19 protein-coding genes, 1 tRNA gene and 2 pseudogenes are annotated in these 22,962 nt (G+C 63.2%); 10 read left to right on the top strand and 12 right to left on the bottom strand.

Going from position 1 to position 22,962, the window contains the following annotated elements:
* Positions 1 to 49 precede the first annotated feature (49 nt).
* The 3 genes from narH to ACUCCZ_RS08225 are packed head-to-tail and all read right to left on the bottom strand — an operon-like array spanning position 50 to position 6,701.
* Complete coding sequence (narH, locus tag ACUCCZ_RS08235) at positions 50 to 1,597, bottom strand: nitrate reductase subunit beta (RefSeq protein ID WP_435917100.1); 1,548 nt, start codon at positions 1,595 to 1,597, stop codon at positions 50 to 52.
* On the bottom strand, positions 1,597 to 5,328 hold the full coding sequence (locus tag ACUCCZ_RS08230; protein ID WP_435917099.1) for a nitrate reductase subunit alpha: 3,732 nt from the start codon (positions 5,326 to 5,328) through the stop codon (positions 1,597 to 1,599). Before ACUCCZ_RS08230 ends, narH begins: the two co-directional genes overlap by 1 nt.
* Before the next feature lie 56 nt (positions 5,329 to 5,384).
* Positions 5,385 to 6,701, bottom strand: a complete 1,317-nt coding sequence (locus tag ACUCCZ_RS08225) for a nitrate/nitrite transporter (protein WP_435917098.1) — start codon at positions 6,699 to 6,701, stop codon at positions 5,385 to 5,387.
* Between the two features lie 422 nt (positions 6,702 to 7,123).
* Here ACUCCZ_RS08225 and mobA point away from each other — a divergent pair, with 422 nt between their 5' ends.
* The 3 genes from mobA to ACUCCZ_RS08210 all read left to right on the top strand — a co-directional run bounded on the left by mobA (position 7,124) and on the right by ACUCCZ_RS08210 (position 9,066).
* The gene (gene mobA, locus ACUCCZ_RS08220; RefSeq protein ID WP_435917097.1) at positions 7,124 to 7,762 is read left to right on the top strand and encodes a molybdenum cofactor guanylyltransferase; all 639 of its coding nucleotides are present in this window, start codon (positions 7,124 to 7,126) and stop codon (positions 7,760 to 7,762) included.
* Positions 7,763 to 8,126: 364 nt separating this feature from the next.
* Positions 8,127 to 8,627: a MogA/MoaB family molybdenum cofactor biosynthesis protein gene (locus tag ACUCCZ_RS08215; protein ID WP_435917367.1), complete on the top strand. Its 501-nt coding sequence runs from the start codon at positions 8,127 to 8,129 to the stop codon at positions 8,625 to 8,627.
* A gap of 136 nt (positions 8,628 to 8,763) precedes the next feature.
* Entirely contained in the window at positions 8,764 to 9,066 is a 303-nt protein-coding gene (locus ACUCCZ_RS08210; protein ID WP_435917096.1) for a DUF6457 domain-containing protein, read from the top strand.
* Between the two features lie 456 nt (positions 9,067 to 9,522).
* Here the strand turns inward: ACUCCZ_RS08210 and ACUCCZ_RS08205 are convergent, their stop codons facing one another.
* From ACUCCZ_RS08205 to ACUCCZ_RS08170, 8 genes and pseudogenes are all read right to left on the bottom strand, one after another.
* Positions 9,523 to 10,371, bottom strand: a complete 849-nt coding sequence (locus tag ACUCCZ_RS08205; protein ID WP_435917095.1) for a HesA/MoeB/ThiF family protein — start codon at positions 10,369 to 10,371, stop codon at positions 9,523 to 9,525.
* Positions 10,368 to 10,823: pseudogene (locus tag ACUCCZ_RS08200) on the bottom strand (hypothetical protein). The gene ACUCCZ_RS08205 and the pseudogene ACUCCZ_RS08200 overlap by 4 nt, the downstream one beginning before the upstream one ends.
* A pseudogene (locus ACUCCZ_RS08195) lies at positions 10,812 to 11,009 on the bottom strand (sulfur carrier protein ThiS); the annotation flags it as partial. The pseudogenes ACUCCZ_RS08200 and ACUCCZ_RS08195, both read right to left, overlap by 12 nt.
* A gap of 175 nt (positions 11,010 to 11,184) precedes the next feature.
* Positions 11,185 to 11,460: a glycine oxidase ThiO gene (locus tag ACUCCZ_RS08190; RefSeq protein ID WP_435917094.1), complete on the bottom strand. Its 276-nt coding sequence runs from the start codon at positions 11,458 to 11,460 to the stop codon at positions 11,185 to 11,187.
* A 52-nt stretch (positions 11,461 to 11,512) separates the two neighbouring features.
* Positions 11,513 to 12,172, bottom strand: a complete 660-nt coding sequence (locus ACUCCZ_RS08185; protein ID WP_435917093.1) for an FAD-dependent oxidoreductase — start codon at positions 12,170 to 12,172, stop codon at positions 11,513 to 11,515.
* Between the two features lie 48 nt (positions 12,173 to 12,220).
* The gene (locus ACUCCZ_RS08180; RefSeq protein ID WP_435917365.1) at positions 12,221 to 13,240 is read right to left on the bottom strand and encodes a magnesium and cobalt transport protein CorA; all 1,020 of its coding nucleotides are present in this window, start codon (positions 13,238 to 13,240) and stop codon (positions 12,221 to 12,223) included.
* A gap of 84 nt (positions 13,241 to 13,324) precedes the next feature.
* Positions 13,325 to 14,827, bottom strand: a complete 1,503-nt coding sequence (locus tag ACUCCZ_RS08175; RefSeq protein ID WP_435917092.1) for a uracil-xanthine permease family protein — start codon at positions 14,825 to 14,827, stop codon at positions 13,325 to 13,327.
* Between the two features lie 85 nt (positions 14,828 to 14,912).
* A complete protein-coding gene (locus tag ACUCCZ_RS08170) occupies positions 14,913 to 16,442 on the bottom strand; it encodes a dolichyl-phosphate-mannose--protein mannosyltransferase (protein ID WP_435917364.1) in 1,530 nt (509 codons plus the stop codon).
* 114 nt (positions 16,443 to 16,556) lie between these two features.
* Here ACUCCZ_RS08170 and rsmI point away from each other — a divergent pair, with 114 nt between their 5' ends.
* The 5 genes from rsmI to ACUCCZ_RS08145 are packed head-to-tail and all read left to right on the top strand — an operon-like array spanning position 16,557 to position 20,722.
* A complete protein-coding gene (rsmI, locus tag ACUCCZ_RS08165; protein ID WP_435917091.1) occupies positions 16,557 to 17,414 on the top strand; it encodes a 16S rRNA (cytidine(1402)-2'-O)-methyltransferase in 858 nt (285 codons plus the stop codon).
* The gene (locus tag ACUCCZ_RS08160; RefSeq protein ID WP_065673643.1) at positions 17,411 to 18,319 is read left to right on the top strand and encodes a TatD family hydrolase; all 909 of its coding nucleotides are present in this window, start codon (positions 17,411 to 17,413) and stop codon (positions 18,317 to 18,319) included. The genes rsmI and ACUCCZ_RS08160 overlap by 4 nt, the downstream gene beginning before the upstream one ends.
* On the top strand, positions 18,316 to 19,212 hold the full coding sequence (gene rsmA / locus ACUCCZ_RS08155) for a 16S rRNA (adenine(1518)-N(6)/adenine(1519)-N(6))-dimethyltransferase RsmA (RefSeq protein ID WP_435917090.1): 897 nt from the start codon (positions 18,316 to 18,318) through the stop codon (positions 19,210 to 19,212). The genes ACUCCZ_RS08160 and rsmA overlap by 4 nt, the downstream gene beginning before the upstream one ends.
* A 23-nt stretch (positions 19,213 to 19,235) precedes the next feature.
* On the top strand, positions 19,236 to 20,204 hold the full coding sequence (locus ACUCCZ_RS08150) for a 4-(cytidine 5'-diphospho)-2-C-methyl-D-erythritol kinase (protein ID WP_435917089.1): 969 nt from the start codon (positions 19,236 to 19,238) through the stop codon (positions 20,202 to 20,204).
* Positions 20,201 to 20,722, top strand: coding sequence for a MarR family winged helix-turn-helix transcriptional regulator (locus tag ACUCCZ_RS08145; protein ID WP_435917088.1), 522 nt, complete (start codon positions 20,201 to 20,203; stop codon positions 20,720 to 20,722). Before ACUCCZ_RS08150 ends, ACUCCZ_RS08145 begins: the two co-directional genes overlap by 4 nt.
* Here the strand turns inward: ACUCCZ_RS08145 and ACUCCZ_RS08140 are convergent.
* The gene (locus tag ACUCCZ_RS08140) at positions 20,704 to 21,336 is read right to left on the bottom strand and encodes a TetR/AcrR family transcriptional regulator (protein ID WP_015583165.1); all 633 of its coding nucleotides are present in this window, start codon (positions 21,334 to 21,336) and stop codon (positions 20,704 to 20,706) included. The genes ACUCCZ_RS08145 and ACUCCZ_RS08140 overlap by 19 nt on opposite strands.
* A 130-nt stretch (positions 21,337 to 21,466) precedes the next feature.
* Between ACUCCZ_RS08140 and ACUCCZ_RS08135 the strand changes: the two genes are divergently transcribed.
* Positions 21,467 to 21,545 (top strand) — tRNA-Gln (locus tag ACUCCZ_RS08135).
* A gap of 93 nt (positions 21,546 to 21,638) precedes the next feature.
* Positions 21,639 to 22,937, top strand: a complete 1,299-nt coding sequence (glmU, locus tag ACUCCZ_RS08130) for a bifunctional UDP-N-acetylglucosamine diphosphorylase/glucosamine-1-phosphate N-acetyltransferase GlmU (RefSeq protein ID WP_435917363.1) — start codon at positions 21,639 to 21,641, stop codon at positions 22,935 to 22,937.
* The last annotated feature ends 25 nt before the right edge of the window (positions 22,938 to 22,962 follow it).

Here is a 22,962-nt window from a genome sequence, read left to right as displayed (position 1 = left end):
CACGTGCGTCCTCGTCGGCATGCGTGCAGCCCCCAGGAAGACGCCCATCTCAGATCACCTCCAGAGGAAGGGTACGAGTCCCAGGTGGGGCAGAAGCCGGGGACGACATGCTGACCGTGTCATCGGTGCACAGATCTGTCGAGCAGCGGGGCACCTGGCTCACAGGGCAGTCGTCCAACTCCCTGATCCCGTTCGGCAGGTTGGTGCTGGTCGTGGGGATGACATAGCGGTCGTCGTACTTGGCGATGGACAGCAGTCGGTACATGTCCTGCATGTCGGCGCCGGTCATTCCGACCGTTGCGGGGATCGCCTCGTCACCTTCGTCGCCCAGGAAGATGTCGCGCATGTAGGAGCGCATAGTGGCAAGACGACGCAGCGAGAGCTCAACCGGGGCGGTGTCCCCGGCGGTGAACAGCCCGGCGAGGTATTCCAAGGGGATGCGCATCTGGCTGATTGCCGCCAGCAGCACCTTGTGGTTCTCACCGTCGTTTCCCGAGGCGGTGACGGTGTCGATGACCGGCGACAGCGGCGGCACGTACCAGACCATCGGTAGGGTGCGGTACTCCGGGTGCAGTGGCAGGGCAATCTGATAGCGGCTGATGAGCTGCCACACCGGTGACATTTGAGCTGCTTTGATCCAGGAGTGTGGGACGCCGTCGGCCCTGGCCTGTGTGATGACCTCGGGGTCGTTGGGGTTGAGGAGGATTTCTCTCTGGGCGGCATACAGGGTATGTGGGTCAGGTTGGGATGCAACCCGGGTGACTTGATCGGCGTCGTAGAGGAGCACTCCCAGGTAGCGCAGTCGTCCAACGCAGGTTTCCGAGCACACTGTTGGCTGTCCGGCCTCCAGACGTGGGTAGCACAGTGTGCATTTCTCGGCCTTGCCGGTGTGATGGTTGAAGAACACCTTCTTGTACGGGCAGCCGGACACGCACATGCGCCAGCCGCGGCAACGGTCCTGGTCGACGAGGACGATTCCATCCTCGGCGCGCTTGTAGATCGCTCCCGATGGGCACGACGACACGCAGGTCGGGTTGAGGCAGTGCTCGCAGATGCGTGGTAGGTAGAACATGAACGAGTCTTCGATGGATTTGCGCACCGTGAGGTTCATCTGGTGCAGCACCGGGTCCTGGTCGAGAATCTCCATGGATCCGCCAAGGTCGTCGTCCCAGTTCGGGCCCCAGTCGATGGTGTTCCGGTACTCACCGGTCAGGGCAGATGTGGCCCGGGCGGTGGGAACGTGTGGTGACGACGGTGTCGACAACAACTTGTCGTACTCGTAGGTCCAGGGTTCGTAGTAGTCGTTGACACCGGGAAGATTGGGATTGGCAAAGATCTTGCCCAAGGTTGCCATGCGTCCACCCTGACGTGGTACCAACCTGCCGGTACGAGTGCGTCGCCATCCCCCCTTCCACCGATCTTGGTTCTCCCAGCCGCGTGGATATCCGACTCCCGGGCGGGTCTCGACGTTGTTGAACCACATGTACTCGGTGCCCTCGCGATTGGTCCAGGCCTGCTTGCAGGTCACCGAGCAGGTGTGGCAGCCGATGCACTTGTCAAGGTTCATGACCATCGCGATCTGTGCCATGACCTTCATCAGAACGTCACCTCCTGGTCGCGACGCCGAATGAGCGTCACCTCGTCACGTTGGTTCCCGGTGGGGCCGTAGTAGTTGAAGGCGTAGCTGAGCTGGGCGTACCCGCCGATGAAGTGGCTGGGTTTGAGCATGATTCTGGTGAGTGAGTTGTGGGTGCCGCCACGCTTGCCGGACCGTTCACTGAGTGGGGTGTTCACGGTGCGTTCCTGACCGTGGTACATGAACACCGTTCCCTCGGGGATTCGGTGGCTGACGATGGCCCGGGCATCCACCGTGCCGTTGCGATTGTAGGCTTCCACCCAGTCGTTGTCGGTCACCCCGATCTTCTCGGCGTCCTTCGGCGACATCCAGATCGTCTGGCCACCACGGGCCAGGGTGAGCATGTGCAGGTTGTCGTAGTACTGGGAGTGGATGCCCCATTTGTTGTGCGGGGTCATGTAACGCACCGACACCACGGCGGCACCGTCGGAGTCGGTGCCCAGGTGTCCGACCGGTGGTTCGTCGTAGATGTGGGCAACGTCGAGTGGAGGTCGGTAGATTGGTAGGTTCTCACCTATGTCACGCATCCAGTCGTGGTCCAGGTAGTAGTGCATCCGCCCGGTGAGGGTGTGCCAAGGCTTGTGTCGTTCCATGTTGATGACGAAGGCCGAGTAACGGCGTCCACCATGTTCGGAGCCTGACCACTCCGGTGACGTGATGACTGGTTGTGGTTGGGTGACGGTGTCGGAGAAGGTTATCCTACGGTCCTGGGATCCGGCTGACAGGTCGGCCATCGTGGTTCCGGTACGCGCCTCCAGCTGCTCGAACCCAGTGGTGGCCAGACGACCGTTTGTGGTACCTGATGTGGCCAGGATCGTGTCGCAGGCCTTGATGGCGGTGTCGAGGAGTGGACGTCCGGCGCCGGGGCCGGTGTCGGCCACGCCGTGGCGTCGTGCCAGTTTGGCAACCTCCTTGTCGGGGTGGAAAGTCACGCCCTTTGTCGTCATGCCCAACTTGTCGGTGAGCGGCCCAAAGGTGTCGAACTTGGCCCCTACCTGGGTGTAGTCACGCTCGACGGTGATGAGTTTGGGCATCGTCACACCGGGTGTCCACTGCTTGTCGTCGCCTTCGTCACATTTCACGGTGCCGGCTGGGGTGGTCATCTCGTCGGGTGTGTCGTGCATGAGCGGGGCTGCGACGACGTCGGTACGGGTCCCCAGATGGGTACGTGCCATCTGTGAGACGAGGTGGGCGAGCGTCCGGAAGGTCTCGAAGTCGGTGCGTGCCTCCCACGGTGGGTCCACTGCCGGATTGAAGGAGTGGATGTAGGGGTGCATGTCCGTGCTCGAGAGGTCGTGTTTCTCGTACCAGGTGGCTGCCGGTAGGACGACGTCGGAGTGCAATGTGGTGGACGTGTTGCGGAAGTCTGCTGTCCACATGAGATCGAGTTTTCCGGCAGGGGCATCGTCGTGCCAGCGGATGCTGGTGGGACGTCTGTCCTCGGGCAGTTCGGTGGCACCGACGTCGTTCTCGCAACCGAGCATGTGTTTCATGAAGAACTCGGTGCCCTTGGCGCTGGAACCAAGCAGATTGGTACGCCAGTTCGCCAACAGACGTGGATGGTTCTGTGGTGCGTCGGGATCCTCACAGGCGAAACTCAAGGTGCCGTCCGCCAGTCTCTCACTGATGTACTCGGCTGGTTTCATGCCGGCTGCGGCAGCCTCGTCGGCCAGGTCGAGTGGGTTGCGGGTGAAGGTGGGATAGCTTGGTGTCCACCCTCGCCGGGCCGAGTCAATCATGCAGTCGGCTGTGGTACGTCCGGCAAGGGATCCGGCACCCAGCGGTGAGGCGATGCTCTCAGCTCGAGCCCCGTCGTAGCGCCACTGGTCGGTGGTGAGGTAATACCAAGCTGTGGCGATCATCTGACGGGCTGGTCGTGCCCAGTCCAGGGCGAAGGCGTAGTTGGCCCATCCCGTGAACGGGCGCACCTTCTCCTGACCCACGTAGTGTGCCCAGCCGCCGCCGTTGACTCCTTGGGTGGCGCACATGTTGGTCAGCGCCAGGAGAGTTCGGTAGATCTCGTCGGCATGGTAGAAGTGGTTGACACCGGCACCCATGAGGATCATGGATCGTCCGCCGGTCTGCAGTGAGTTGATGGCGAACTCGCGTCCGATCCGTTCGGCGGCAGCTGCCGGGACCCCGGTGAGCTCGGCTTGCCAGGCCGGGGTGCCAGGGACGGTCGGGTCGTCGTAGCCGGTGGGCCACTGACCGGGCAGCCCCTCACGATGGACGGCGTACTGGGCCAGCAACAGGTCGTAGACGGTGGTGACGAGATGGCCGTTGATCCTCCGGGCTGGTACACCACGGTGCACAGTCCCGCCCCCCAGACTCGTCTGGTCCGCGGTGGAGGGCAGGTCGAAGCGAGGTAGGGAGATCTTCACCGGCTGCCAGGAGTTGGTGTCCATCATGGTCGTCACCGGGTCGACACCGTCCATGTCGAGGTTCCAGTGCCCGACTCCGGACGTGGAGAACCGATCGGCCAGGGTACCCCCGGGATCCTTGGGCGATCCATCGGCTTCCATGACGAGCGGGCGGAACTCCGGATGCTCCGGACGGGTGTCGAGCTGTACCTTGTCAGCGGTGAGGAACTTTCCGGGGACGAAGGTCGTGGAGTCGTACTCGTCAAGTTCGACGAGGAAGGCTGCGTCGGTGTAGCGGCGCATGTAGTCCAGGAACATGGGTTCCCGACGACCGACGTGGAACTCCGAGAGGATGACGTGGCCCATGGCCATGGCCAGTGCCCCGTCGGTGCCCGAGGCGACGCGCAGCCACTCGTCGGCGAATTTCGTGTTGTCGGCGTAGTCGGGGCTCACGACGACGACCTTCTGGCCGTGATAGCGCGCCTCGGTCATGAAGTGGGCGTCGGGTGTGCGGGTCACCGGTACGTTGGACCCCCACATGATGAGGTACTGGGAGTTGAACCAGTCGCTGGACTCCGGCACGTCGGTCTGGTCCCCGAACACCTGGGGACTGGCTGGGGGCAGGTCGGCATACCAGTCGTAGAAGCTCAGCATGGTGCCACCGAGCAGTTCGGTGAACCGGGAGCCGGCACCGTAGGACACCATGGACATGGCTGGGATGACGGAGAACCCGGCGATGCGGTCGGGCCCGTGGGCCTTGATGGTGTGCACATAGGCCGCCGCGATGATTTGCGTGGCTTCCTCCCATGTCACACGTACCATACCGCCATGGCCGCGGGCACTCTTGTAGGCTCGGGAACACTCAGGGTCGTCGACGATGGCGGCCCAGGCGTCAACCGGATCGCCGAGTTCAGCCAGTTTCTCGCGCCAGAAGTCGAGCAGGACCGAACGCACGTAGGGATGACGGATGCGGGTGGGAGAGTACTCGTACCAGCTGAATGCTGCTCCACGAGGACAACCACGTGGTTCATAGTCGGGCATGTCGGGGCCGGTGGACGGGTAGTCGGTCTGCTGGGACTCCCAGGTGATGATGCCGTCCTTGACGTAGATCTTCCACGAACACGACCCGGTGCAGTTCACTCCGTGGGTGGAGCGAACCACCTTGTCGTGGGCCCAACGCTTCCGGTAGAAGGTGTCGGCCTCGCGCCCGCCTTCCAGGAACAGCTGGCGTGTGTCGGACGACGTCACTCCGCGACGCAGCCAGGTCCCCATCCTCAGCAATGTTGAACCACGTGGACGATTGGTGTCGGGTTGTTCGTCGTGCGTTGTCATCGGAAGTTCTCCTCCGTCAACCGAGTCATGATGTCTGGGTGGGGCTGGCCGGACCATCAGCCTGGATGGGGGGCACCGGGGCGGGCGTAACGGATCCAACAGATGATCGAACAGAGAATGCAGAAAGCGCTGCAGATCCAGAACCAGGTGACAGCTGTCATTGATGACAGGGCGACTCCGATGACGAATGGTCCGAAGCAACCGATGGCGGCGGTGAAACCGATGGCACCGCCAGCTTGTCGAGCAGGCATGATCATGGGCATTTGCTTGAAGGTTCCGGCATTGCCGATTCCGGCGAAGAAGAACATGGCGAGCATTCCCCACAGGAACCAGACGAACTGGTCGGGACTCGTCGGGTTGAGGAAGAAGGCGCAGAACCCCAGTGTCAACGCCATCCCGATGCCGGAGACAAAGGTCCATACCGCTCCCCCGAATCGGTCGCACAGTGGTCCCCAGATGACGCGGATCAAGGACCCGATGAGCGGACCGAGGAAGGCATAACTGGCGCCGGTCGGTAGGTTGGAGAATTGTCCAGCCAGGTTGCTGGTGTCCCCGTAGGTGTTGTTGATGAGCAGTCCGAACTGAGCACTGAACCCGCTGAACAGACCGAATGTCATGACGTACATGAGGGTCATGATCCATGTGTCCGTGTTGGAGAAGATGTCGATCTGCTGATGGAAGTTCGCCTTGACCGGAACATCCTTGAGCATGGTGAATGCCAGGATCCCTGCCAGGATTGTCCACGGCACGAAGACGATGGCGACGTTGTGCACCCACAAGGGGCTGCTGGCCGTGTGCTGCGGAGAGATCCACGTGATGCCAAGCAGTCCAAACCCCATGAGCCAGGGACCGAGCAGTTGGACAACCGACATGCCCAAGTTGCCGATGCCAGCCTGCACACCCAGTGCGGTGCCTTGCTTGCGCTTGGGGAAGAAATACCCCGTTGACGGCATGTAACCGGAGAACGAGCCACCACCGATACCGCACAGGAATGACAGCAGCAGCAGGGTGCCGAATCCGGTGGAGGGGTCCTGCACTGCGAAGAACCAGCCCATCATGGGGATGAGGTAGAGCAGCGAGCTGTATCCCACGAGTCTGCGGGTACCAATCACCGGGGGCAGGAACATGTAGACCAGCCGAATGAGTCCGCCCGACAGCCCAGGCATCGCGGTGAGCCAGTACAGTTGCGACTTCGTCAGGTGGAACCCAATGGCATTGAGCTTGGGCGCGATGGCGCTCACCAAGAACCATACACAGAATGCGATGACCATGGAGAACGTCGAAATGGTCAAGGTCCGCCATGCGATACGGGAATCCCAGCTTTCCTCGGGGTCCCAGTTCTCGATGCGATGGCGGGAGGGACTTGTGCTCACGGTGCCTCCGCGTGGGATCAGTTAATTAGCACGAAGTTTACCAGAGAAAACCGGTGCTGGGATGCTATCGGGCACTGCGTCCCAAGGTCGACATGGCCCAGGTTGCACTAGCGAGCTGGGGGCGGGCGACGAGGGATGTGATGACGTGCCTGGGAAGCACCGCGTTGGTGTGGGTTACATGAGGCTCGGAGACCTGCCAACCGGGTTGTGGAACCGACAAAAGCTTTCCACCTCGATGACGTCACCTTCACCGGGAGACTCGCCCAGTGAAACCAGGTGTCGTTCAGCGACGAGGTGTTGGCCTCATGGGCTTCATGTGCAGCTGGTCCCTCTCGTCATTTGCCAAGGACCGCGACCTGTCAAGACCAGATTTTCATCTTCTAGCGCCTGACAAGTCCTTGTTCTGAGGTTGCCTGCCCGTGGTGAGGCATGATCATGACATGACCGATCATCGTCTGGATGCCGTCATCCTCGCTGGAGGACGTGCCCGCCGACTGGGCGGGGTATCGAAGGCCGATTTGCGTGTAGGGGGGCGTCGTCTACTGGATGTCGTGATGGATGCAGTAGATCGGGCCCGTGAGGGGACGGAAGGCTGTGACGTCATCGTTGCCCGTGAATCGGTCGGGTTGCCTCGACGTGTATTGCGCACCATGGAGGAACCGCCCGGCTCTGGGCCGCTGGCCGGGATCGGCGCAGGATTGCGGGTTCTGCCTCCCGCTCGGCCGGGCGACTTGGTACTCGTCTGCGCAGTGGACTCCCCGGGGATTGGGAAGTGTATTCCGCAACTGTGCCGTGCCTTGGATGACACCTCGGTGAGCCACCTCGCCGGGGCGGTGGTCTTCGGAGGAACCCCGCAGCCTCGTCGTCAACTCCTGCAGGGGGTGTATCGACGAGTATCGTTGGAAGCAACAATGGTTGCTTCCGGCATGGTCATCAACCGCTCGGTGCACAGCGTGCTGGGAAATTTGGATTTACTCGATGTGCCGGTGAGCCCAGAAGTCTGTCGTGACCTCGACACCCCGGATGACCTGGAATGGTGGCGGAACCATGTCGCCGATTGAGCCTCCGGTTGACATGTTCTCGGAAGCCTTACTCGTCTGTTGCCCCGTCTGTTGTCCCGTCCTGGGTCATTCACGTTGGTCGAGGTGTGCGAGACGCTTTCTCTCAGAGAAACAGATGTTGAGCGCCTCTCGTCGCGGAAGGACCGCGCTCGGCCAGAAGCTGGGCATTGACGTGACTCCCAGGTGATGAAGAAGCTTCTGTTGGCGTCGCTGATGTTCGGCTTGCTGGCAGGCCTGCAGGCGATGACAGAATCTCTCCCCGCGCAACGTTCGGGGCATGCTTTCCAGCGAGTATGCGCTCCACTCAGCCGACTGGGGGTTGGTCAACGGTACTGCTGGTGAGGTCCCCGATAGTATTTCCCGCGTGGAAGAGATCAAGGCCCGTGTTATCACCGTTTCGGACCGTTGCGCCTCGGGAGCAGCGACGGATCGGTCTGGCCCTTTGGCCCTTTCGTTGCTCGCTGGCTTGGATTACAGCTGGCTTCGCCCCGAACCGGTGGTTGTCGTGCCCGACGGCATCGACTCGGTGCGTGGCGCCCTGAAGGACGCGCTGGCGCATGGATGCCGTCTTGTCGTCACCACTGGCGGAACGGGGGTATCGCCGCGTGACCTCACCCCGGAAGCTACTGAGCCAATGCTGGTTGCACGTCTGGATGGGTTGGCGGAACAGATCCGAGCCAATGGCGGTCATACTTCCGCCGTAGCGGGGCTTTCGCGCGGGCTGGTGGGAGTCACTTCGCGTGACTGTCAGGGGGCGCTCATCGTCAATGCCCCGGGATCCACCGGGGGGGTGAGCGATACCCTCGCCGTGATCGGTCCGGTGCTCGGGCACATCTTTAGCCAGCTTGCAGGTGGGGGACATTGATGCCCACCACACGCGGGACGGTGCGTCACATCTCGCAAGTCTGCGGAGTACGCTTTAGTTATGTGCGCCCCGTCCTCGGGTTGTTGTTGGGTCATAGGGTGTCTCCAGGACGAGAACAGGTGAGCTACTACGTGTGATGCCCATAAGATGTCAGGAGGAAATCGTGCCGCATCATGACGACAACCCGGAGAAAATGGCCCGGATGCGTGAATGGTTGAAGACCGCTGCCGACGAGCTGAGTGTTGACCCAACCATTTTAACAGATGCCGAGCAGCCCCTGCTCGATATGGTCTCGGCCATCTCTCACGGACCGTCACGCCCGGGGGCGCCGCTTACAGCCTTCCTCGTTGGTCTTGCCACTGCACAAGGTGGCGATGCGACGGAGCTGGCGAAGAAACTGACGCGGATTGCCGACCAGCGAGGCTCGGCACGAAGCTAAGGCCGTGCGAGGGGCGGTCGGATCGAGGCACCGAGCCGTGCGGGCGTTTCCCACTGCCTTGTCAGTGAGTTTGGTACGAGAGCTGTCGTAGCGTTTGACTGTGCTGTTGCACAATGCGGCAGTACGCTGCAACGAGTGTTTCTCTCGCGGCGGTCGTCGCATCCGGTGCCCGATACGGTTTTCCATTGCTGCTGTTAGCTATAGCGGTGTCTTGACCCAGAGCTAGTTGGGGCACGGGTGGGCCATGACGACGCCTCGGGGAAACCCACTTGTCGTTGTGTGGCGCGAACCCTCAGGAAAGCAGGGGCAACCATGCTGTCTGTCTTTGGCCCAACCAGCGCCATTCGCGGGCCCACCCTCGATCAGGCGGGGAAACCGCCGTACTGCAGTCGCTTCGTCGGAACGCCCAAATGTATCGAGACGCCAGAACAGTGCACCAAAATCATTGGTGATGGCTCACCGATCGGACGGGGGAAGCCACGTCACCGGTTCTCGGTCCGGTTCTGGGGCGAAACTGAGGGTGCGGGCGCCCATGTCGAGAGCGTCGACGACGACGAGCTTCCCCACGGAGGGCGCCCCGACCCCAGTGAGCACCTTGATGGCTTCGGCGGCCATCATTGACCCCACTTGACCGACGATCGGGCCGAATGTGCCTCCGACAGCGGCCGACGGTATTGAGTCGGCAGCGGGAATTTCGGGAAACAGGTCACGCAACATCGGTCCATGACCAGGCCAGAAGACCGATATCTGTCCTTGGTACTGCAGAATCGTTCCCCAGACCAGCGGGGTGCCGGTAATCTCGGCAGCATCGGAGACTAGGTAGCGGGTCGTGAAATTGTCCGTGCAATCGAGGACAAGGTCGTGATCCTTGACTAGGTCGAGCGCATTGTCGGTTCCCAAACGGGCGACGACGGCCTCCACCGCCAGCTGCGGGTCCAATCGGTGCGCCGCATCCTTGGCGCTAACGGCTTTGGGCCTTCCCACGTCGGCTTGGCGGTGGATCACCTGACGCTGCAGGTTGGACTCGTCAACGACGTCATCATCAAGGATTGTGAGGTGGCCGACCCCAGCCGCGGACAGGTATAGCAGCACCGGGGAGCCAAGTCCTCCGGCTCCGGCGACGAGTACCCGACTATCTCGTAGCCGCCGTTGGGCATCTTGCCCGAATCCGGGTAGGACGATGTGGCGGTCGTATCGGGTTAGGTCACGGCTGGTCAGCGACGTCTCAGGGGGCAAGTCTCCTACGGCATCGCGGTCACTGGCGGCACATAATGCCGCGTTGCCCACCGGGTTCGGAGCGCTCACAGGTTGTCGTCCTCTCTCGGGTCACGTACCCGTCGGTGACAATACCGTCGAAGGGCGAGCTGCCTCGCGCTAGACGCCGAGGTGGGATGCGTCCCGACCTGCGAGCTGCCCGTCCAGCCGCTTCGGCCATCCTCATTGCCTTGGCCGTGCCCACCGGTATTGTGGGCATGGGTTACTGCCGACGCCAGGAGCACCGCGTCGCACCCCAGTTCCATGGCCAGGGCGGTGATGCGGTGCCGCTGCAGGATCTCAAACACCGACTGACGAGCCCCGGCGACGACTCGACGTATGGCTACGGTCGCCAGTTGGGTTCCCGAAGCCACCAAGGCCCGTTCGAGGGTGACCATGCTCGTGCTACCGCCGGTGCCCATGATGAGTCGGGGTGTCAACTCCAGACCACCGATGCGCAGCGGCTCGTCGGGGTCCGTCGTTGCCCTCCTGTTCACGGCCATCGTAATCTCCAGAGGAGAGCCATCGACGGTCCGCCCGTCGGCTCTCAGCGTCTTGCCGGTACGGGCACTCACCAGATCAAGAATCGTCTCGTTACCGTCGTCGGCGTACGGATCTCCGTTGATCATCGTGGTGGTGCAACCGACATGGCTAGTCGCCATGTGTTCACCATTGTTCGTCGTCATGATGGCTACTTACCGGTTGCAGAATCGGAATGGGCTGACTGCCGTGAGTAGGACCGGGTCATTGTCCTTTTCGGTGTCGCAGATGAAATCTGCGTCAATCATGGAGCCAATAGCGGCCACAAGAATGCCGTGTCGAAAGTACCCCATCGAGACGGTGAGCCCGCCGCTACCCGTCCGATCATGGGCATGTCGTCGGGGAACCCGGGCGGGACTTGGCCGTCTTCTCGTAGATCTCGCAGTCGAGGATTCCGGGCACCAAGCGGTGGGCATCGCGTGGCAATTGATGGACTCCCTCGGCACGCACCCCCACCATGCCATCTTTCCGGGTCGTCGCGCTCAGGACGACGGTGTCATTGACGCGCGGGACAATGTAAACTGCATTGCCCTGCACGACGCCGCGGATGGTCCTTGTCACCAACAGCTGCAAGGCTTCGGGGACACGAAGGCACAGCACCTCACCTCGCACCGGTTTCTATCCCGGTCGCGAATACGACGTGACCGACGTGCTAGCTTCTGCCGTCGGCACCACGCAGACCAATCGCGCGATGATTCTCATCGAAGAGAACCTCACTGGCTCGGGTAGGCACGATCCGGTCACCAAGGATCTCCAGGATGGCACTGCACAGCCGCTGGGGATCGATTTGGTGATCGCCAGGCATGGCGACAGCCTCGACGCATCCTGGGCCCAGTGCTGGTTCTGCCACGCGTGCCTGATAGACGCTGATTCGGTTGATGTCCATGCCCATCCGGTGCTGGAGTTCCAGCAGTTCATTGAGGGTTTGATGATCGGCAGAATCCTCAGCGCAGACGAAGGTGGAACCCTCTCGATACCCGACTCCACCATCAGCGGGTAGCGGGCCGGTTGGTCCCAGACGGCCTCGGAGACCGGGGCGAGCATCCCGGCAGCAGCGAAACTGGTACCGGAGACTGGGGCGTCGCCCAAGATGGAGCCCTCGAGCCCGTGACGACGCAGTCGCCAGGTCGATGGTCCCGGCTTCGACGATGACGGCCGAGGAAGGGCGACCACGCCCCCACGGTGGAGGAATCGAAGCCTCGGGCCTCTGGCGGCTCTTATCGGCGTGACCCGTACCAAGTAAAAGCGGTCGGCGAATATGCCCGCTCAGCCGCGTCTCGTTCCGTGCGACTCCCGCGGAAACTTCTCCCATGATGGATCGTGGTCATGGAGGTATGGCCCGTGGCTCCGTCCTCCAGGCCTACAGCCAATTGTTCCTACGGAAGATGACGTAGAGAATCACACTGCTCGCCACCATGGCGAGTATGGAGTAGAGATAGCCAAATCGCCAGTGCAACTCAGGCATATTGTCGAAGTTCATACCATAAATCGACCCGATCAGGGTGGGGACGACGAGGATCGCTGCCCACCCAGAAATAATTTTGAGGTCCTCGTTGGATCGCTGGTCGACGAGGGTCGCATTCACGGTGAGGATCTGGGTGAGCAACTCCCGGATATCGGTGATTTGCGAGGAGATTCGGGCCAAGTGGTCGGCGACGTCGGCCAGATATGCCTGCAATTCTGGGGGCACTTGGTGCTTGGCCGATCCAGCCCTGAGAGCGGCAATGATGGGAATGAGTGGGTTGGTGGCGTGCTGCAGGTCGATAGCTTCTCGGGACAAGCGGTAGATGCGCTCGGGGGCCGCAGAGTCCCCGCTGAAGACCTGCCTCTCGATCTGCTCGATGTCGAACTGGATGCCACTGATGACGGGAAAGGTCTGATCAACGACACCGTCGAGGATGGTGTAAAGCACTGACTCCGGCCCATGACGCAGCAATTCCGGAGCACTGGGAAGACGCGGGGTCCACCTCAGGCTCGACAACTCGTCAGGGATGCGTTGCACGATGACGACGACGCAGTTGCGCTGCTTGATGACCTCGGCCTCGACGAAGGCCACATCCTCCATTGAGTCGATGTAGAACGGCGGGTGCAACACCAGGAACAGGGCATCCCCGTGGCGTTCCAGCTTGGGACGCTGGTGGCCTTCCACCAGGTCCTCGGCCAGTAGTGGGTCGAGGCGCATGAGGTCGACAAGGCGCTTGATCTGGGTCCGGTTCGGACTCTGCTCGACGATGATTCCCAGTCGCTCGGGGTGGCCGTCCAGCCAGGACAGCGTCGCTTCGATGTCAGCCTGGTGTTCCGGGTCGGCCGGGACTCCCTGCTCGAACCACTTGATGTCGACGATGCCGGGTTTGGTGTCGGCGATCGGTCCGGTCGCCACCGGTGAGGTGCCGCCGTGGGTTCTCGCGCTGGTTGGCGTGGTGTTCCTTGGCTGGGGTGTTGCTGCCATCGATCGCCTCCTCCGTCATCTGGGCCGCAAGCCTACTGCGTACGGCGTCGATCTCCCCTCACGACGACGACGGTCGTCGGGGGTGTCGTCGTCAACGTACATGCCAGGAGTGTCGAGGATGATGTTCGTGCCTCCGGCCGCGTCGGACAGCTCGTTGGGTGCGAGCCACTTGGCGAGGTGATAGACGCCGACTGTGACGATGGTGCCCAGGGCGATGCCGCCCAGGGTGAAGGAGTCGCTGAACTTCAGCGAGACGTCACCGACGCCGATGATGATGCCGGCTGCCACCGGGACGAGGTTCACCGGATTGCCGAAATCGACGTTGTTCTCCTTCCAGATCTTGGCACCCAGCAAGCCGATCATGCCGTAGAGGACGACGGTGATGCCGCCCAGTACCCCACCGGGAGTTGCCGAGATGACGGCACCGAACTTGGGGGAGAAGCCGAACAGGATCGCCACGACCGCAGCCACCACATAGGCGGCTGTGGAGTACACCCTCGTCGCTGCCATCACACCGATGTTCTCCGAGTAGGTTGTCGTCGGGCCCGCGCCGAGGAAGGTGGCCAGCATGGAGGTCGCACCGTCAGCGGCGACCGCTCGTCCGACCTGGTGATCGAGGTTCGTGCCGGTCATCTCGGCAACGGCCTTGACGTGACCGGTGTTTTCGGCGATGAGGGCGATGACGACCGGCAGGGCCAACAGGATGAAGGCCAGGTGGAAGGTCGGAAGGTGGAACCCGACGACGTTGGTGGCTGCGTAATGGGATCCGTTCTGGGCTTGGGGCAGATACTTCCACGTGTCCAGGTTCGTCACCGGGGGCAGGCCGAACCATGCCGAGTCATGCACGACCGACCAGTCCACTCGCGGTGCGACGCCGCCGTCGGCATGATGCAGTGGACCGAACACCAGATCTTCGATCCACGACAACACGTAACCGATGACCAAGGCCAGGAAAATGGCGATGCGGGAGATGAATCCGCGCGGTCCCACCGACAGTGCGATGACCAGCAACATGACGATGAGTGCGGTCCACTGATCGGTGGGCCAGTAGGTCTTGGCAACCACCGGGGCGAGGTTGAAGCCGATGAGCATGACGACGGCGCCAGTCACCGTCGGCGGCAGCACCTTGTGCACCACACGCGAACCGGCTGCCTGGATGATGATGCCGCAGATGAAGAGGGTCAGGCCCACGCACAACAGGGCGCCCGAGACGTCATTGGGTTTGCCGCCGGAGGCGTAGATGGCCGTCGCCACGCCGGGGAAGGCTGCCGAGGAGCCGAGGTAGGACGGCACCTCATGCTTGGTGACGAAGATGAAGACGAGGGTCGCGACACCCGACATCATCACTGCCAGTTGCGGGTTGAGGCCCATGAGGACGGGGAAGACGAAAGTTGCCCCGAACATCGCCACCACGTGCTGGGCTCCCAGCCCGATGGTTCGTCCCCATCCGAGCCTCTCGTCGGGAGCCACCACCTCACCTGGCTCCAGTACACCGCCGTTGTGCAGCTTCCAGATCATGGGCGTCCTTCCGGGTTGGTTCCCTTCCGGACCCTCAGCGTATCTGTTCGACGAGCAAATCCCCGTCGGGCGTCCGATGACCGACTCAGATCCAGGAGCGGAACCACATCCGTGCCAGCCATGCCTTTCGGGTCATGAGGCTGTCGGTGAGGATGGGATAGATGAAGGCGAAATCGGCCGCGACCAGGGCCATGACCGTGCCAACGACGATTGCACCGATGCGGCGTCGGCTGGTGGCCTTGGCCGGGCCAAGGATCTGACCGAGCCAGATCGCCAGGATCGTCACTGTGAACGGAATGATGCAGATGGCGTAGAAGAAGAACAACGGACGGTTGTCGTAGCGGAACCACGGGATCCACGTCGACATCATGGCGACGATCGGCAGGGTGAACCGCCAGTCACGGGCGAAGATCCACCAGATCACCGCGGCCACGAGGGCGAGTGCTGCGAACCACCACAGCACGGGGGTTCCGGTCGCGGAGATGACACGTAGGCAGGTGTCACCGACGGCCTCGCAACCTTGTTGTCCAGGCTTGATGTCGTTGACGGCGTCAATCCCGAGCGGTCGCTGATTGATCAACCAGCCGGATGGATTCGAGGCGTAGACGTGGGTCTGCGTCATCATGTATGAGCCGGTGTGGAAGTCGTACATCTGCTGGTGATAGTCCCACAGCGCGGCCAAGGGCTTTCCGGTCACTTTCGACAGACCCGGATCAGGATTCGGGCCAGCCCAGGACTTTCCGAAGACCATGTGTGGGTAGACCGAGAGCCACCGTGCCCACGTGGCGATGTAGCTGCCCACGGCCACGACGACCATGTAGAGGAAGGCCGGTATCCCGTCGCGCAGGAAGGACCACCAAGCCTTCTTGCCAGCACCGGCCAGTCGACGCGCCGACCAGTCCCAGATGACCGAGACGATGCCCATCGTCGCCAGCACGAACACGGAATTCCACTTGGTGGCGCAGGCCAGACCGAACATGACCCCTGCCACCAGGCGCCACGGCCGCCACCCCAGAGCTGGACCGAACACCCCATCAAGATGGGGTGTGCCGACGGCCCTCAGGTGAGCTGCCAGACGATGACGGAACCAGTCCCGGTCAGCTGCCACCGCGGAGACGCCCGCCACCAGGAAGAAGGCCTGGAAGATGTCGAGCAGTCCGACCCGGCTCATGACGAAGGCCAGGCCGTCGAGGGTGAGCAGGATGCCAGCAATGGCACCCACCATTGTGGATCGGGAGAGACGTCGAGCCAGCCGGATCGTCATGAGGACGAGCAGGGACCCGAAGACCACGGAGGCGAATCTCCAACCGAAGGAATTGAAACCGAACAGGTGTTCCCCGATCGCGATGAGCCACTTTCCCATCGGGGGATGGACGACGAACTCGGCGTCGGGTGTCCAGGTGCTCGTGATCCCGTTGACGATGTCAGCATTGGCCTTCGCGGCGTCGGGCCAGGTGCCCTCGTACCCCTGCTGGAGCATCGTCCAGGAATCCTTGGGGTAGTAGGTCTCGTCGAAGACGAGGTTCCTGGGAAAGCCGACATTCCACACCCGCAGCAGAAAAGCCACTGCGGTGATGAGGGCCGTGACGACCCAGCTCGTGTACTCGTCGGTCATTCGACCGTCGTCGAGACGCTCGATGGTCGACAAGGATCTTCTCGCTGCTGCCACATCGCCATGGTAGAGGGTCGGTGGGACGCCACCGTCGGTCCGGCGTGGGACGATGGTCAGGTGAACCAGGCACAATCGGGACGAGTCATCCTTGCGGGCACTCCCATCGGGGATCGCCGTAGCGCCTCGCCTGCCCTCGTCGAGACCCTGCGTGACGCCCGCATCATCGCAGCCGAGGACACCCGGCGACTACGCGACCTGTTGCGCCGCCTTGACGTCGAGACCTCTGCCCGGGTGGTGTCCTACTTCGAGGGCAACGAAGTGGCCCGAACCTCCGAGCTCATCGAGTGTCTCCTCGACGGTGATGACGTCGTGGTGGCCACCGATGCCGGAATGCCCTCAGTCTCTGACCCGGGATACCGGCTCGTCACCGCTGCCATCGAGCACGACATCGTCGTCACCTCGGTGCCCGGTCCGACTGCCGTGACGACCGCCCTGGCGATCTCGGGAATGCCGACTGACAGGTTCTGCTTCGAGGGATTCCTGCCGCGCAAATCGGGGGAGAGGCGGCGTCGTCTGGCTGAACTTGCCGACGAACCGCGCACCACTGTCGTCTACGAGGCTCCCCATCGGCTCGCCGATCTGCTCGACGATGCCGCTGAGATCCTCGGCACCGACCGACGCGCTGCGGTGTGCCGGGAATTGACGAAGACCTACGAGGAGGTTCGTCGCGGCGGTCTGGCAGAGCTGGCTGAATGGGCTCGTGAGAACGCCCGCGGCGAGATCACCATCGTCATCGAGGGAGCCAGGGGGAACTCCGTGAGTCTTGACGAGGCCGTCGAGATGGTCGCTGACCTCGCCGACGACGGAATCAAGCCGTCCAAGGCCAGCGCCCAGGTAGCACGGGCCACCGGTGTCGACCGACATGAGCTCTACGACGCCGTCCAGAATGCCTCGACCGACCAGGAGGAATCGTGAACGAAGCCATCCGTGAGGTACTGGCCGAGGCTGGCCTGCCGCCCCTGCCCGAGCCATTGGCCGCCCCTCTGGTGGACTCCCACACCCACCTCGACACGGTGGCCGACATCGTCCACCTCGATCCCGCCATCAGTCTGGCCGCCGCTCGTGAGGTCGGGGTAACCCACATTGCTCAAATCGGGTGCGACGTGGAGGGGTCCGAGTTCGCCGAGGAACTGGCGCGAACCCACAAGAACGTCATTGCGGCGGTGGCGATCCATCCCAATGACGCCGCCCGTCTGGGACGCAAGAAGATCGGCGATGCCCTCAAGCGCATCGATGACCTTGCCAGCGCCGGCGACCACGTCCGGGCCATCGGCGAGACTGGCATCGACCACTTCGGCACGACTGACGACGAGGGCCAGGCCCTCCAACGGGAGGTCTTCGCCGCCCACATCGCCCTGGCCCATGAGCACGGTCTCACCCTTGCGATCCACATGCGTGATGCCCGCAACGGTGGTGAGGGAGACGGTCCGACCCAGGGCCGACAGGCCCACGAAGACGTCGTCGACGTTCTCGACTCAGAAGGTTGGCCGGAGCGGGTCATCATGCACTGCTATTCCGGTGATGCCGACCTGGCCCGGATCTGCCTGGGGCACGGGGCATACCTGTCGTTCTCCGGGACGATCACTTTCAACTCTGCCGGCCCTCAGCGCGACGCCCTGGCGATCGCTCCCGACGACCGCATCCTCGTCGAGACCGACGCACCGTTCCTGACCCCGGTGCCACGCCGCGGCAAGCGCAACGGTCCCTATCTGCTGCCGCACACCGCCCGTTTCGTGGCACAGCAGCGTGGGTGGGACGAGACGCGCGCCTGCCAACAGCTCACTGACAACGCCTTTTCCGCTTATGGAGGTGCCTGGTGACCGAAACCGGATTGCTCGATCCCGCGTCGATCCGACGCATTGCCGGTCAGATCGGCCTGAGACCGACGAAAACCCGGGGGCAGAACTTCGTCCACGACGCCAACACGGTGCGCCGCATCGTGTCCCTGGCCCACGTGGGTCCCGATGACCGTGTCATCGAGGTCGGCCCAGGCCTGGGGTCGCTAACCCTCGGGTTGTTGGAGACCGGTGCCCAAGTCATCACCGTCGAGATTGACGAGGTGCTGGCCAACCAGCTGCCCGACACCGTCGCCGAGCGGATGCCCGAGGCTGCCGACAGGCTGGAGGTCATCCTCTCCGACGCCCTCGACGTCGATGCCGTCCCCGGTGCCGATCCGACCGCGTTGGTGGCGAACCTGCCCTACAACGTCGCTGTCCCGGTGTTGCTGCACATGCTGGCGATCTGTCCGCAATGGTCGACGGGTGTCGTCATGGTGCAGTCGGAGGTGGCCGACCGTCTGGTGGCCGTTCCGGGGTCCAAGATCTACGGGGTCCCCAGCGCCAAACTGGCCTGGTATGCCGAGGCGACCCGGGTGGGAAATGTCGCCCCGACGGTTTTCTGGCCGGTGCCCAACGTGGATTCCGGGTTAGTCCGGATCACGAGGAGACGTCCCCCCCAGATCGATGGACGAGCCCCTGAGGCCACTCGCTCCCAGGTCTTCCGCGTGGTTGACGCGGTCTTCGCGTCCCGTCGCAAGATGCTGAGATCAGCGCTGGCCGGGCTGTGCGGCGGATCGATGGCTGCCTCTGAGCTCATCAGCTCTGCCGGGATCGACCCGACGGTGCGGGGAGAAGCCCTTGGCATCGTGGAGTTGACCCGTGTCGCAGAGGCGCTGGCCCAAGCCGGTGTCCTCGGCGATCCGGGTCAGGTGTGAACTTCTGCCGGTACGGTAAGCACATGATGATGGACGATCCGTTCGACCTGCTCCGTCCCACGACTGTGACGGTGCGGGTCAGCGCCAAGGTCAATCTGGCGCTGGGGGTCGGCAGCCTTGCGCCTGACGGTTTCCACCCGCTGGCAACGGTCTTCGAGGCGATCGGGATTCACGACGAAGTGACGGTGACCCGTCGTGACGACAAACGCATCACCCTCACCGTCTCGGGAGAGGATGCCGACCAGGTTCCCACTGACGAGACCAACCTCGCCTGGCGGGCCGTGGAGATGGTGCGTGAGGAATTCGCCCTGGAGCGGGGGGAGCGCGATCATGGCGTCGATATTCACATCGACAAGTCCATTCCTGTCGCCGGTGGCATGGCAGGTGGGTCCGCTGATGCCGCTGGAGCCCTGCTCGCCGCAGCCGCCCTGTGTCGTCTTCCCGATTCTCCTGAGAGTCTGCAGCCGCTGGCCGCGCAGCTAGGCTCCGACGTGCCCTTCTGCCTCATGGGCGGGGTGGCGCTGGGTCGAGGGCGAGGGGACCGTCTGGCTCCGGTGATTTGTCGTGGCCGTCATCACTGGGTCATCGCCACCTCGAACCAGGGACTGTCCACCCCAGCCGTCTACCGACGTTTCGACGAGATGGGCGGGAACCCTGGGGGAGAGTCAGTTCCCAACGACCTCATCTCAGCCCTCACGCGGGGAGATCTCGACGCGGTCGCGGCCACCATGAGCAATGATCTTCAGGCCCCCGCTGTTGACCTGCGTCCCGAACTCGGCGAGGTGCTGGAAGTCGGGAAGGAAGCTGGAGCTCTTACCGCTCTCGTCTCGGGTTCCGGACCCACCTGCGCCTTCCTCGTGCGCGACTCCGCCGGGGCCAAGAAGGTCAGCGGGGCCGTGTCCGCCCTACCGCAGGTCAATCGCACCAGGACGGCCCGCGGCCCGGCCTCCGGCGCTCAGGTGTTGCCGGGGCCGGTGGGGAGCTTCGCATGACGACCTCCCACCAGCACCAGGACCCGAAGGACGCCGTCGACGTCATTATCGCGGCATGGGCGAGGGAGCGACCCGACCTGCCCGTCGAGGTGATGGAGGTGTGGTCGCGCGTCACCAGGCTGGCACGTCGCCTTGATCGAGACCGGTCCAAGGCATTCTCACAATGGGACCTGGAGGGCTGGGAATTCGACGTCCTGGCAGCCCTGCGACGCTCCGGGGAGCCCTATCAGCTCAGCCCCGGGCAGCTCCTCAGCGAGCTTGAGGTCGCCTCGGGGACGATGACGAATCGGATTACCAGACTGTCAGATCGTGGCCTGGTGTATCGTCTGCCTCACCCCAAGGACGGTCGCGGGGTCATCGTCGAGCTCACCGATGCCGGACGAGATCGGGTCGACGGAGCTCTGGCAGCCTTGTTGGAATCCGAGGGACGTCTCCTCGACTCGATGGACCCGCAGGCCGTTGAGCAACTGGGCCGGGGACTGCGCGCGGTGCTGGCTCGTCAGGAAGAGCTGGACTGATCCTCTTCCCGCTCGCTGTGGCGGGTGAGACGTGGGTTTTCCGACACCCGTGCCAGCCCGTTGAAGGCCAGGTCGACGAGGTGAGCGGCGACGATTTCCTTGGCTGGTTCCCGGGTGTCGATCCAGGCCTGTCCTGCCATGCCCACCATCCCGGTGAGTGCCGGGGCATAAAGGGGTGAGAAGGAGGCGTCGAAGCCGTGACGGTTGAAGTTGTCGGCGAGAATCCCTTCCGCCCAGGAAGCGACGTCAGAAAGGATCGAGGCGTAGGAGCCGGTCGTTGATCCGACCGAGGAATCTCGGGAGATGATGCGAAATCCATCGGGGCGATCATCGATGTAGTCCAGCAGGGCCAGCACCGCGGACTCCAGGGTGCGGCGTGGTCCCTGCTTCGGGCGGGTCATCGCGGCATTGAGGGAGTCCTGCAGCAGGCGCACCTCCCGATCGACGACGACGGCGTAGAGCCCGTCCTTGGACCCGAAGTGCTCGTAGACGACGGGTTTCGAAACTCCTGCGGTGGCAGCGATCTCCTCGACGGAGGTGCCCGCGACGCCGTTGTCAGCGAAGAGACGACGCGCCACGCTGATGAGCTGCTCGCGGCGCTGTCCGCTGGTCATCCGAGCCCGGGGGTGCCTGGAAGGTCGGGATGCGGGCGTCGACGTCATGGCATCGAGCCTACTCAGGCCCGTTGCGTGGCCGAATCGCGGTCCATGCTCTAGGGTTGGGGGGACTCGGTTTGCCGAGCGTTCCCCGGTTGGTCTGCCGGCAGGGCCCGCCTGACTTTGAATCAGGATCAGCGACGCAGGTTCGACTCCTGCCCGGGGAGCTCATCTACCCTGTCGTACCTCCTCACGGTGCGGTGCGACCGCGTGACGGCTACAGTTGGCCCTGCATGCCGCATTCGAACTGGGAGAGCACCGTGACGTCCAGCCCGTCCACTGACCGAACCGAGATCGACGGAGTGGCCGCCGTCATCGTGCTGGCTGCTGGCGGTGGCACCCGCATGAAGTCCTCGAAGTCTAAACTGCTCCACGAAGTTGCCGGTCGACCCATGCTGTCGTGGGCCGTAGGAGCGGCACGCGGACTCAACCCAGAGCATCTCGTCGTGGTCGTCGGACATCGTCGCGATCAGGTAGAGGCCCATCTGGCTGATGACGCCCCCGACGTCACCACCGCGGTTCAGGCCGAGCAGAAGGGCACCGGTCATGCTGTCGCGTGCGGTCTTGACGGCCTGGGCGAGCTTCACGGTGAGATCGTCGTCACCTATGGCGACGTCCCCATGCTCACCGGAGAAACCCTCCGGCAGATGGTCGAGGTCCACCGCGAGCGTCGCAATCTCGTCACCGTTCTCACTGCCGAGGTCGATGATCCCACGGGATATGGGCGCATCCTACGTGACGGGGAAGCCGTCGTCGGAATCGTCGAACACAAGGACGCCGACGAGGCACAGCGGGCCGTCCGAGAGATCAACTCCGGCATCTACGTCTTTGACGCCGAGGCCCTGCGCGACGGCGTGTCCAAGCTGTCCAACGACAACGCCCAGGGTGAGTACTACCTCACCGACGTCGCCACCATGGCTGCCGATGGCACCATCGAGGTCCCCGGTCGTGGTCGTGTCGGCGCCTTCCGTATTGACGACGTCTGGCAGACCGAGGGAGTCAACGACCGGGTTCAGCTGGCTCGCATGAATGCCGAGGTCAACCGACGCGTTGTCACCGCATGGATGCGCGCCGGGGTCACCGTCATCGATCCGTCCTCCACCTGGATCCAGCCGGATGTCGATCTCGGCAATGACGTCACCTTGTATCCAGGAGTTTTCCTCAACGGAGCCACGACGATCGCCTCCGCGGCCATCATCGGGCCGGATGTCATCGTCACCGACTCCGAGATTCGGGAAGGGGCCACTGTCACTCGGTCCGAGGTCACACTCGCCGTCGTCGGTGAGGGAGTGCGCGTCGGCCCGTTCTCCAACATCCGCCCCGGCTCCGTCCTCGACCGCGACGCCAAGGTCGGAGCCTTCGTCGAGACCAAGAACACCCACGTCGGAACCGAGGCGGCCATACCCCACATGGCCTACGTCGACGATTCCGAGGTGACTGCAGGATCCTCCGTCGTTGTCGGATCCGTTCTCTCCCGGGAGTGCGCCGCTCCCGCCACCGACTCGGACATCACGTCCGACAGCCAAGACGACACCCTTAGCCCGGAGGCTGACCAGTGAGTGGAACCACCCGTCCGAACAACAA

This window comes from Cutibacterium nasicola, assembly GCF_052654715.2.
This window is presented reverse-complemented; position numbering and strand designations above follow the sequence as displayed.